Source organism: Burkholderiales bacterium (assembly GCA_013695435.1).
Classification (GTDB): domain Bacteria; phylum Pseudomonadota; class Gammaproteobacteria; order Burkholderiales; family JACMKV01; genus JACMKV01.
On record JACDAM010000066.1, the window covers coordinates 1 to 10,757 of the forward strand.

The following is a 10,757-nucleotide window of genomic DNA, read 5'->3' on the forward strand; positions in this document are numbered from 1 at the left end:
GAATCAGCTTGAGCTATCCTCCTGGAAGCCTCCTCGCGCTTTTTGCGTATGGCCGGCGTGAGTACGATGATTATGGCGATGACGGCGAGCGCCAGCATCGCGCGTCATGCCCGAGTGCCCATACCTCGCACACCAGGACGACCTTTGCTATCCTCCGCCTTATTTCAAACTCGATGAAGGCAGCTAACCTCGAGCTTTCGGCAAGGAAAGCCTGCTGACGACGCGTCGCTGTGAGCGTCAGCTGGCAAACCAGGTTTCTTGAACCATGCCGCGGCGCCCAGTCGGGCAAAAGCTCAACCCGAAGGCCTGAGCCGGGACCTCGCCTCGCCTCGCGCCACTGGGCGGGCGCGCGCGGTCGATGTACTCGCAGATGGAAGCCTCGCCAATGTTGACTGTCGCTGTGCTGTTGTCCGGCCCGCACCGCCAAAGCATGCTCGAAACGGCCTTGGCCTCGATCCCCCTGGAGTCTGCTGCTTTGTCCCAAGTGCTGATTAGGCATCAGGGCGGTCCGTGGGATTGGGGAGGCGAGCTGCGCGAGCGGCTGGAGGCTCATCCCAAGGTTCGGATCGTCGAGTTTCCGGACAAGGTCGACTTCGCCCAAAGCTTCAACCGAACGCTGGACGCGATAGACACCCCTTGGGCGCTGATGCTTCCCGACGACGACTACCTGATCCGGCCCGCGGCGCAGGCCGGTTTCGAGACGGTCGCCGCCAATCCTGCGGCATCGAACTGCGGGTTCGTGGCGTTCGGCTGGTACCTCCTCAGGGACAACCGCTACCTGGCGAGCTACGTGAAGCGCCACGATCTGTTTTCGATGCTGCACTATGCGCCCAAGTTTTGCACCACCATGCTCAACCTGCGCCGCGTGCGCGAGCTCGGCGGTTTCGACCCAAACGTGGGCGGGTTGCTCGATTCAGCACTCTTCGCCCGACTCGCCTATGAGTACGACGCCCTGCTCGCGAAGACACCGATCGGTATCTACCGGCTACACTCGGGGCAAGAGTCGTTCCAGCGACTGCCCGTGCCCCAGGTCGAAGCGCTGCGCGACTTGCTCGTGGGTTACGCGCGCAATCCCGGCGAGCGCAAGGCGTTCGAGCGCCGGCTACCCGGCGCCACTTGGACTCGACCCAATCGTGCGACGGAACTGCTTCATGAGCTCAGCTTTCGACTGCGCAGCCAAGCCCGTCCTGCCGAAACCGACTGGCAGTTCGGCATGAGCAAGTGGTCGTCGCGGTAACATTCGGCCGTGTGCCACTGACCCTAGATTTCAGCCGCTGATGTGTTCCATTCCGCCACCCAAGGTTATAGACTCAGGCCGAGCGATCGCAGAATCAGCCTGCGCTGTCTTCCTGGAAAGCCTCTTCGCGCTTTTTGCGTATGGCCGGCGCGAGTACGATGATCATGGCTATGACGGCAAGCGCCAGCATGGCGGCGCTGATCGGGCGGGTCACGAACACAATGGGATCGCCCCGCGAAATCAGCAGCACGCGCCGCAAATATTCTTCCATCATGGGCCCGAGTATATAGCCGAGCAGCAGCGGCGCCGGCTCGCAGTCGAGCTTGACGAAAATGTAGCCGAGCAGCCCGAACAGCGCCATCAGGTAGATATCGAATTCGCGATTGTTCAGGCTGAATACGCCGATGGCCGTAAACACGAGAATCGCGGGAAAAAGCAGGTGGTACGGCACCGTGATGATTTTGACCCAGAGCCCGATCAGCGGCAGGTTCAAGACGATCAGGAACAGATTGCCGATCCACATCGAAACGATGATTCCCCAGAACAGCGCCGGCTGTTCCGTGACCACCGACGGCCCGGGTTGAATGCCCTGGATGATCATCGCGCCTATCATCAGCGCCATGACCGGATTCGACGGAATGCCGAGTGTCAGCATCGGGATAAACGAGGTCTGCGCGCCGGCGTTGTTGGCCGCTTCCGGTGCTGCCACGCCCTCGATCGCGCCTTTGCCGAACTGCGCCGAGTTTTTCGAAATCTTTTTTTCCAGCGAATAAGCGGCGAACGAGCCCATGATGGAGCCGCTGCCGGGCAGTATGCCGAGCGCTGAACCGATCGCGGTGCCGCGCAGGATCGGGCCAGCGATGCGTTTCAGATCCGCCTTGGTCGGCATCAGCCCGGTGATCGTTTTCACCGTCACCGCGCGCGTTTTTTCGTCCTCGAGATTGCGGATGATTTCAGCGATGCCGAATATACCCATCGCCACCACGACAAAGCTGATGCCGTCGGCAAGCTCCGGCAAATCGAAGGTATAACGCGCCATGCCGGAATTCACATCAGTGCCGACCAGGCCGAGCAGCAGCCCGAACACGACCATGCCGATGGCATGAAGCAAAGAACCGTGCGCGAGCACCACCGAGGCGACCAGGCCCAGCACGATCAGCGAAAAATACTCGGCCGGACCGAATTTGAGTCCAATCTCGGCCAGCGGCGGCGCAAAAACGGCCAGCAAAAAAGTAGCGACCGTGCCGGCGAAAAACGAACCGATCGCCGCGGTGGCGAGCGCCTTGCCGGCATTTCCCTGGCGCGCCATCTGGTAACCATCGATGGCGGTGACGACCGACGCCGCTTCGCCCGGCAGATTGACCAGAATCGCGGTGGTCGAGCCGCCGTATTGCGAACCGTAATAAATGCCGGCGAGCATGATCAAGGCGGAAACCGGCGGCAGCCCGAACGTGATCGGCAGCAGCATCGCGATCGTCGCCGTCGGACCTAGCCCGGGCAGCACGCCGATCAGCGTGCCGAGAAAGACGCCGATGAAGCAATACATCAGATTGGTCCAGGTCAGCGCCGCGTCGAGACCTATTCCGAGATTGCCGATTAGTTCCATTGTGTGGCTTTCCTCAGTCCATCATCAATTGCTGCTTATCCGCCGAACCAGGCGCCCAACACCGGCAGCGGAATGCCCAGGCCTTTCACAAATACCAGTACGCAGAACACGGTCAGTCCGACCGCGAGCGCCAGCGCCGACGGGAAACGGAATTTGATGCTGGCATAGGAGCTGATCAGCACCAAGAGCGGCAGCGCGATGGCCAATCCGGCATTGCGTACCAAAAAGCCGGTCAACAAGGTCGCGCCGAGCACCAGAGCCATTGCACGAAGCGCGAAAGTGCCGACCGGCTCGCCGCGCCGGATAAACGAGCGGAACAAAGAGACGATACCGATCAGGGTGAGCGCGCCCGCCAACACGCTGGGGAAATAACCGGGGCCCATCCTGAGGGCGGTGCCCATGCCGTAATCGCGGGCGAGAAAGATGGCGCTCAACCCGATGGCGATATAGATAAGCGCTGTCCAGAAATCCTTGGGATTGCGTATGAACGACGGCATGACCTTCTCCGTTGTCGGATCGTCGGCAGGCGCCCGGCAGCGAGCGTGCCGTGATCGCCTGCGGGGTCACTGCGCACTCAACCTGAGCCCTCAACCTTATGCAGCGGTTATGAGGTCGCCGCGGACGATCATGAAAAAGTGTTTGCCGCGCCGCGTGATTCGTCCGTGCGCTTCGTGAGGCAGACGCAAATTACCGCGCGCTCGATCAAGCGTCGATCAGTCGGCAAAAACGCCGGCGCTCTTGATGATGGGCGCCCACTTATCGATTTCGCTCTTCAGATGCGCGCGCAGCGCGTCCGGCGTCGCCAGCTTGGCCGGGACCGGTTCGGTGCCGAGTTCCGCGAAGCGTTCCTTGACGGCCTTATCCTTGAGCGCGACTTGCAACGCTTCGGTCAATTTGTCGATAACCGGTTTCGGCGTGCCTTTCGGCGCATACAGGCCATGCCAGACGCCGACCTGGAAATTGGGCAAACCGGCTTCAGCCGCAGTCGGCACATCCTGCAGCGAAGGAACGCGCTTCGCGGTTGTCACGGCGTACGCCTTGATCTTGCCGGCCTTGATTTGACTCGTCGTATTGGTGGTCTGGTCGCACATGAAATCGACTTGGCCGCCGAGCAGATCATTCATCGCCGGGCCGGTCCCTTTGTACGGCACCGTGGTGACATCCGTGTCGATCGCCGTCATGAACAACATGCCGCACAGGTGCGAAGCCGCGCCGAGGCCGGCATTGGCGTAAGTCACCTTGTCCTTGTTTGCCTTAACATAGGCGATCAGCTCTTTGAGGTTCTTGGCCGGAAAATCCTTTCGCGCCACCAGCGTCATCGGAACATCGGTCACGAGCCCGATCGGCGCGAAATCCTCGATCGCCTTGTAGGGCAGCTTGCGATACAGCGCGGGCGCCGTCGCCTGGCCGATATGATGCAGAAAAATCGTATAGCCATCGTTCGGCGCGCGCGCTACCCGGCCCGCGCCCAGCGTTCCGCCGGCGCCCGCGACGTTTTCCACGATGATCTGCTGCTTCAGATGAGAGCCCATCGCCTGCGCGACCAGGCGCGCGACCGTATCGGTCGGCCCGCCGGCCGAGAACGGCACCACCATGGTGATGACTTTCGTCGGGTACTGCTGGGCGTGCGCGAAGGTCGTCAGCACCGCAGCCAGCAACCCGAGCAGCAAGGAACGGATTTTCATGATGTCTCCTTCGGTTATCGTTAATCGATTATTGTCCGGCCATTGTATGTAATGGCCACGGTCAACACCATAGCGCGATGTGCATAGCTGAAATGCGATTGAAACTTCGCCAGGCTCGGAGCCTGCCCTCAATGCTCACCGTTTTTACCCCATCGGGAGCGACGGTTTACTCCCTCCCCACTTGCCGGGGAGGGCGGGATGGGCCAAACGGCGACAGGCCAAAATTCCTGGTCCGATCGCGCCGGCTCATTTCCGCGCCGCGTATAAAAATCCGGCTCCTCATGGTATAAAACCGGTTGGCTTCCCGACCAAACAAACAACCCACCGGCTGCACTATTGAATCGCGGTTTCTATATCATTCTCGCGGCGCAATTTTTTTCCGCCCTCGCCGACAACGCGCTCTTGTTCGCCGCTATCGCGCTGCTTGCCGGGTTGTCCGCGCCGCCGTGGCAAATCCCGGTTCTGCAGCAATTCTTCGTGTTTTCGTACATCGTGCTGGCGCCCTTCGTCGGCCCGTTTGCCGATGCATTGCCCAAAGGCCGCGTGATGTTCGTAGCCAACACGGTCAAGCTGGCCGGCTGCGGCGCAATGCTCGCCGGCCTGCATCCGCTTTATGCGTACGGCATAGTCGGGATCGGCGCCGCGATGTACTCGCCTGCCAAATACGGCATTCTGACCGAGTATCTTCCGGGCAACCGGCTGGTCTGGGCCAATGGCTGGATGGAAGGATTGACCGTCGCCGCGATCATTCTTGGCGCGATCGTCGGCGGCCTGTTGCTCGCGCCGGAATTTGCCGCCCAGGTGCTGGCGCTGCACACGCCGGACGCCGGCCGGGCCATCAAGTCGGCGCCTGAAATCGCCATCGCCGTCATTGTCGCGATCTATGTCATCGCGGCGATCTTCAATCTCTACATTCCGCGCGTAGCCCTCGACCACAAGCTGCCGAGCAAGCGCCTGACTTTCGTCCTGCACGATTTCTGGCACTGCTTCAAGCAGCTGTGGCGCGATCCGCTGGGCCAGGTTTCGCTCGCCGTGACGACCCTGTTCTGGGGCGCGGGCGCAACGTTGCGGCTCATCGTGCTGGCATGGGCGATGCTGGCGCTGAATTTCGATCTCGAACAAGCGACGCAACTGACCGCGGTGGTCGCAGTGGGGATCGCGATCGGCTCGATGATCGCCGCAAAATTCGTCAATCTGGAAAAAGCGGTGCGCGTGCTGCCGATCGGCATCGCCATGGGTGCGGTCGTGATCGCGATGGTGTTCGTGACCGATTGGCGCATCGCGATCTTGTTGCTGATGATCATAGGCGGCATCGCCGGTTTTTTCGTGGTGCCGATGAACGCGCTGCTCCAGCACCGCGGCCACTTGCTGATGGGGGCAGGCCACTCGATTGCCGTGCAAAACTTCAACGAGAATCTGAGTATCCTGCTGATGCTCGGCGCTTATGCGCTGATGATCAGGGCCGATCTGGCGATCTCCACCATCATGGTTTTGTTCGGACTGTTCATGAGTGCGGTGATGATGTATCTGTGTCGCAAACACTGGCACGATCAGGATTGAAGGCCGTGGATCGGTCGGGACTCCATCGCGGTTCTTCCTCGCAAGCTGGGAATCCAGAAATTGCATCATCCAGCGATAGCTTGTAACGACTCTGGATTCCCGCTTGCGCGGGAACGACAACGTACAGAGGGCTTGAATTTCCGATACCCGATACCTGTTCCCGCCCTAAAGAATAACCGTCTCATCCGGCAGTTCGTTTTTGCCTCCCGGGCGGGCAGGAAAATGCCGGCGGAGTTCCGCGCTAACTTCCCTGATACCGACGATCACGCCAGCTTCGAAATCGCCGCGCCGAAAGCTTTGTTCCATGTCGGCGCAGATCGCTTTCCAGCGTGCCGCGCCGACGTGCCGATCGATGCCGCGATCGGCGACGATCTCGAAATCGTGATCGGCCAGCAGCAGATAAATCAGCACGCCGTTGTTCTGTTCGGTATCCCACACGCGCAGTTGCGCAAACGCGTCGATCGCGCGTTGGCGCGCGCTGACGCCGGCAAACAGCGGCGCGATGTCAAGGGCGGCTTCGACGGCAAAGCGCAGTTCGCCATCGTGTTCCGCTTCGCCTTCCCTGATCGCCTGTTCGATCGTCGCGAATGCGCCGGGCGCCAGCGTTTTGCGGATCAGCCGATCCGTCGTTGTGAGGTGACGCAACGCGCGTTTTAACGAAGTCGCCATCAGCTTGCTCACCAGCGGCCGGTCGCGCCGCCGCCGCCGAACGAGCCCCCCCCGCCGCCGAATCCTCCTCCCCCAAAACCGCCTCCGCCGCCGCTGCCCCAACCCCCGCCGCCGCTCCACACGCCGGGCAATGCGCCGGAGGTCAGTCCGCGCCGGCTGCCGCCGAGCAAAGTCGCGATAAACGCGATCACGGCACCGACGATCGCGATGAATACGCCGCCGGCGATCAGCCATGCGAGAAAGCCCACGCCGGCACCGGTTGCCGCGGCGCCCGGCAGCCGCCCGAGCATCCCGCGCAGGAACGCGCCGGCAAACGTGGCGCCGACCAGGGCTATGACGAAAACCGATTCCAAGCCTGCACCGCGGCGACCGCCGCCCTGCCCGCGTGCTTGCCTGGGTTCCGGCGGCGGCAACGGTTCGCCCTCGATGACCTTGATCATGCTGTCGACGCCGGCGCCGATGCCGCCGTAAAAATCACCGGCGCGGAACTGCGGAACGATGATGTCGTCGGTGATCCGATTCGCTGTCGCGTCGTTCAGCGCGCCTTCGAGGCCGCGGCCGACTTCGATGCGCACCGCGCGATCGTTTTTCGCTACCAGCAGCAGCGCGCCGTCGTCGGCCTTTTCGCGGCCGAGCTTCCATGCATCGACGACACGGATCGCATATTGCTCGATTGCTTCGGGCGCAGTGGTCGGCACCAGCAGCACCGCGATCTGACTGCCTTTGGCGGCTTCGAACGCCTGCAGCTTCGTTTCCAGCGCCGCGCGCTGTTCGCCCGTCAGCGTTCCGGTCAGATCGGTCACTCGGCTTGCGAGCTTGGGAACAGCGACTTGCGCCGAGCAGACGTTGATGGCAACCATCAAGGTCAGGATCAGCGCCAGAATCAGCCGCGCTGGCCAACCCGGCTGGCCCTGCACCCAATGGTGAATGGCGGCGCGCAATTTCACTGCGTCGTCGCCGGCGCCCTTGCGCCATCTGGCGCCGGTGCGGGAGCATTCGCCGGGGGAGGCAGCATCGGCGCGGGACCTGGCGCCGAGGTTGCGGGAGGGGTTGGCGCGGGGGAAGCGGGCGCCGGCGCGGGCGCACCGAAATCAACCGTCGGCGGCGCCGCGATCGCTCTTTCGTTTTCGACCGTGAAGCTCGGCTTGACATCGTGGCCGAATATCATTGCCGTCAGATTGGTCGGGAACGAGCGCACGATCACGTTGTAATTTTGCACGGACTCGATATAGCGGTTGCGCGCCACTGCAATGCGGTTTTCGGTGCCTTCGAGCTGCGCCTGCAGATCGCGGAAATTGGCGTCCGACTTCAACTGCGGATAATTTTCCGCGACGACGAGCAGCCGCGACAACGCCGAACTCAATTCGCCCTGCGCCTGCTGAAAACGCTGAAACGCCTGCGGATCGTTGATCAGTTCCGGGCTCGCCTGCACGCTGCCGACACGCGCCCGCGCATTGGTCACGCCGAGCAGCACGTCTTTTTCCTGAGCCGCGAAACCCTTGACCGTGTTGACCAGGTTCGGCACCAGGTCGGCGCGGCGCTGATATTGATTCAATACCTCGGCCCAGCTCGCGCGGATTTGTTCGTCGGTCGTCTGCAGCTTGTTGTAGCCGCAGCCGCTCAGGGCCAGAAGGGCCAACACCGTCAGCAGCGCCAGCTTTGGATTCAGTCGGTTTCGCATCGTCGTTCCTCGGGTTAATATCAGTTTCGAATAAATCATAGATTGCGACTCAAGCCGCGATCGCAAGAGCAGCGTAAAACGGGAAGTCGCGTGCTGCCGCGGAATAGATCCCTCCCGTTTGACGGGAAGTGCGCCTTTCCCGCGATTATCTTCCGGCTCAATTCGCAACGGCGTTCAATTGCTGCATGGTCGCGCGTGCGAAACACAGATCGGCCCACGCTTTCGCCTTGTCGGGCAATGTGCGCAGCAAATACGCCGGATGGTAAGTCACGATCAGTGGAATGCCGCCGACACGATGCACGCGGCCGCGCACGCTGGCGATGCTGACGTCCTTGCCGAGCAGATTGACGGCCGCGACTTTGCCGAGCGCCACGATCAACTTCGGCTTGATCAGCGCGATCTGGCGCGCCAGGTACGGCTCACAGGTTTCCGCCTCGCTGCGCTCCGGGTTGCGATTGCCCGGCGGACGGCACTTGACGACGTTGGCGATATACACATTACGACCGCGCTGCAATTTGATCGCCGCCAGCATATTGTCGAGCAGCTTGCCGGCCTGGCCGACGAAAGGCTCGCCGCGCGCATCCTCCTCGGCGCCCGGTCCTTCGCCGATGAACAGCCAATCGGCGCGCTCGTCGCCGACGCCGAACACGGTCTGCGTGCGGGTGCGGGCCAAGGGACACGCGGTGCAGCGGGCGACATCGTGTTTCAGTTCCGGCCATTCCATAGCCAGAATGCGGACGCGCCTGTCGCCGTCGGGCAAAAGCGCGGCGGGCGATTTTACCGGCAGCCGCTGATCCGGCGTCGCAGCGGCCATGGGATGACGGCGGGGTTCCGCCGCAGGCTCGAATCCCTTCGCCGACGCGCGTTCGGCACCGTCGCCGGCATTCCCGGCAGCCGGATCGGTGGTTTGTTCCCCGGCAAGACTTGCGCTTACGGTTTGCGCCGGCCGCAAACGCCATTCCGTGATGCCCATTTCTTTCAGGATCAACGCGCGCCGATCTTTCACAGCGGCAGGCCCATGACGATTGCATCTTCACGGCCGCCTTTGGCCGGATAATAACCGCGCCGCAGCGCGATGCGCCGGAAGCCGAAACGATCGTACATCACGCGCCCAACGTGGTTCGACGGCCGGACTTCGAGCAGCAACACCTGCGAGCGGCATTCGCGCGCGGTGTCGATAAACGAATCGAGCAGCATGCTGCCCCAGCCGCGTCGCTGATAAGCGGCGGCAACTGTCAGATTCAACAGATGCGCCTCGTCGACCGCCACCAGCAAAATGCCGTAAGCGATGATCATCGCATCGGCTTCCATGACGCGGCAGCTGTATCCGGCGCTCAGCGAATCGCGGAAATTGCCGCGCGTCCAGGGAAATTCGTAGGTCTCACGCTCGATCGTCGCAATGGTCTCGACGTCGCGCGCTCGCATCGGCCGCAACTCGGGAAAAGTTTTGAATAATGCGCTCATCGTTCGGAATGCCTGGCGACGGCCTGCGGCGGCAACAGATCGTTCGTCATTTCAACTGCGTTCGGTAAGCGTCAAAGCAACCTTATTGCGAATGTACAAAGGCGCAGCCAAAGCGGCGCCCCGCCCCCCTCCCCGACTGAAGTCGGCGGCTGCCAGTGTGGCGATGGCAGTCGCTTGCGGATAACTATCGGCGTAGACGTGCGCGAGCTGTCCGGAATAGCGCGTGCCAAGCGCCGCGCTGTGGACAGCGAAGCCGCTGCCGCATCCGACCCAGTCATCGCCAGACACGCCGGGCGCCTGCGACGCCTTGTACAAGCCCGGCTCGCTACGAGTCAGCCACTGGCCGTCACGCTTTTCATAAGCCGCGTGGTAAACCTCGCCCATGCGCGCATCGAGACACGCGATCACGCGCACCGCCGGCTTGCCTTCAACGGTAGCCGCTTCAGCCAGCGCGAGCAAGGTGCTTATACCCGCGACCGGAAGCCCGGCGCCGAAAGCCAATCCCTGCGCGACGCCGCAGGCGATACGCAAACCCGTGAACGATCCGGGCCCGGCGCTAAACGCGATGCCGTCGAGCGCCGGCAGACTCGCGCCGCGTTGCTTGAGCAGCGCATCGATCATCGGCAACAGCAATTCGGAATGGCGCTGGCCGGCGAGCACCGCGTCCCCGCTCAACTCGTCGCCGCGCAGCAATGCGACGGAGCAGTTTTCAGTGGAAGTATCGAAAGCGAGAATGTTCATGAAGTTGGCCAGAGCCGCCGCGCGGATATGGAATTATATTTCAATCCTCGCCCGGCGCGGACGCCGGGCGCTGCCCATATATCCTGATCGCGTCACCCTGCACCGGCGTATTTC

The 10,757-nt window shown here is 62.2% G+C and carries 11 protein-coding genes; 2 read left to right on the forward strand and 9 right to left on the reverse strand.

Going from position 1 to position 10,757, the window contains the following annotated elements; genetic code table 11:
* Nucleotides 1-385: 385 nt before the first annotated feature.
* Nucleotides 386-1,237 carry a hypothetical protein gene (locus tag H0V78_03975; GenBank protein MBA2350962.1) on the forward strand — a complete coding sequence of 284 codons (852 nt, stop codon included), beginning with the start codon at nucleotides 386-388 and terminating at the stop codon, nucleotides 1,235-1,237.
* A gap of 94 nt (nucleotides 1,238-1,331) precedes the next feature.
* On the opposite strand, the gene H0V78_03980 is transcribed toward H0V78_03975, so the two are convergent.
* From H0V78_03980 to H0V78_03990, 3 genes are all read right to left on the reverse strand, one after another.
* Nucleotides 1,332-2,843: a tripartite tricarboxylate transporter permease gene (locus H0V78_03980; GenBank protein MBA2350963.1), complete on the reverse strand. Its 1,512-nt coding sequence runs from the start codon at nucleotides 2,841-2,843 to the stop codon at nucleotides 1,332-1,334.
* Nucleotides 2,844-2,878: 35 nt separating this feature from the next.
* Entirely contained in the window at nucleotides 2,879-3,340 is a 462-nt protein-coding gene (locus H0V78_03985) for a tripartite tricarboxylate transporter TctB family protein (GenBank protein MBA2350964.1), read from the reverse strand.
* Between the two features lie 216 nt (nucleotides 3,341-3,556).
* On the reverse strand, nucleotides 3,557-4,528 hold the full coding sequence (locus tag H0V78_03990) for a tripartite tricarboxylate transporter substrate binding protein BugD (GenBank protein MBA2350965.1): 972 nt from the start codon (nucleotides 4,526-4,528) through the stop codon (nucleotides 3,557-3,559).
* A gap of 336 nt (nucleotides 4,529-4,864) precedes the next feature.
* Here H0V78_03990 and lplT point away from each other — a divergent pair, with 336 nt between their 5' ends.
* A complete protein-coding gene (gene lplT / locus H0V78_03995; protein MBA2350966.1) occupies nucleotides 4,865-6,088 on the forward strand; it encodes a lysophospholipid transporter LplT in 1,224 nt (407 codons plus the stop codon).
* A 165-nt stretch (nucleotides 6,089-6,253) separates the two neighbouring features.
* Here lplT and H0V78_04000 read toward each other — a convergent pair whose 3' ends face one another.
* The 6 genes from H0V78_04000 to tsaB form a co-directional block, all read right to left on the reverse strand.
* Nucleotides 6,254-6,757 carry a TPM domain-containing protein gene (locus H0V78_04000; GenBank protein MBA2350967.1) on the reverse strand — a complete coding sequence of 168 codons (504 nt, stop codon included), beginning with the start codon at nucleotides 6,755-6,757 and terminating at the stop codon, nucleotides 6,254-6,256.
* An 8-nt stretch (nucleotides 6,758-6,765) separates the two neighbouring features.
* Nucleotides 6,766-7,617: a TPM domain-containing protein gene (locus tag H0V78_04005; protein MBA2350968.1), complete on the reverse strand. Its 852-nt coding sequence runs from the start codon at nucleotides 7,615-7,617 to the stop codon at nucleotides 6,766-6,768.
* Between the two features lie 83 nt (nucleotides 7,618-7,700).
* A complete protein-coding gene (locus H0V78_04010; GenBank protein ID MBA2350969.1) occupies nucleotides 7,701-8,438 on the reverse strand; it encodes a LemA family protein in 738 nt (245 codons plus the stop codon).
* 157 nt (nucleotides 8,439-8,595) lie between these two features.
* Nucleotides 8,596-9,411: a uracil-DNA glycosylase gene (locus H0V78_04015; protein ID MBA2350970.1), complete on the reverse strand. Its 816-nt coding sequence runs from the start codon at nucleotides 9,409-9,411 to the stop codon at nucleotides 8,596-8,598.
* 29 nt (nucleotides 9,412-9,440) lie between these two features.
* Complete coding sequence (gene rimI, locus H0V78_04020) at nucleotides 9,441-9,902, reverse strand: ribosomal protein S18-alanine N-acetyltransferase (protein ID MBA2350971.1); 462 nt, start codon at nucleotides 9,900-9,902, stop codon at nucleotides 9,441-9,443.
* Between the two features lie 51 nt (nucleotides 9,903-9,953).
* Nucleotides 9,954-10,643 (reverse strand): tRNA (adenosine(37)-N6)-threonylcarbamoyltransferase complex dimerization subunit type 1 TsaB, encoded by a 690-nt coding sequence (gene tsaB / locus H0V78_04025; protein ID MBA2350972.1) that lies wholly within the window; start codon nucleotides 10,641-10,643, stop codon nucleotides 9,954-9,956.
* Between the last annotated feature and the right edge of the window lie 114 nt (nucleotides 10,644-10,757).

Excerpts from the sequence above, each read along its gene's own strand:
- H0V78_03985 (MBA2350964.1), bottom strand. The coding sequence starts at position 3,340 with ATGCCGTCGTTCATACGCAATCCCAAGGATTTCTGGACAGCGCTTATC.
- rimI (MBA2350971.1), bottom strand. The coding sequence starts at position 9,902 with ATGAGCGCATTATTCAAAACTTTTCCCGAGTTGCGGCCGATGCGAGCG.
- H0V78_04015 (MBA2350970.1), bottom strand. The coding sequence starts at position 9,411 with ATGGGCATCACGGAATGGCGTTTGCGGCCGGCGCAAACCGTAAGCGCA.
- H0V78_04010 (MBA2350969.1), bottom strand. The coding sequence starts at position 8,438 with ATGCGAAACCGACTGAATCCAAAGCTGGCGCTGCTGACGGTGTTGGCC.
- tsaB (MBA2350972.1), bottom strand. The coding sequence starts at position 10,643 with ATGAACATTCTCGCTTTCGATACTTCCACTGAAAACTGCTCCGTCGCA.
- H0V78_03980 (MBA2350963.1), bottom strand. The coding sequence starts at position 2,843 with ATGGAACTAATCGGCAATCTCGGAATAGGTCTCGACGCGGCGCTGACC.
- H0V78_04000 (MBA2350967.1), bottom strand. The coding sequence starts at position 6,757 with ATGGCGACTTCGTTAAAACGCGCGTTGCGTCACCTCACAACGACGGAT.
- H0V78_03975 (MBA2350962.1), top strand. The coding sequence starts at position 386 with ATGTTGACTGTCGCTGTGCTGTTGTCCGGCCCGCACCGCCAAAGCATG.
- H0V78_03990 (MBA2350965.1), bottom strand. The coding sequence starts at position 4,528 with ATGAAAATCCGTTCCTTGCTGCTCGGGTTGCTGGCTGCGGTGCTGACG.
- H0V78_04005 (MBA2350968.1), bottom strand. The coding sequence starts at position 7,617 with ATGGTTGCCATCAACGTCTGCTCGGCGCAAGTCGCTGTTCCCAAGCTC.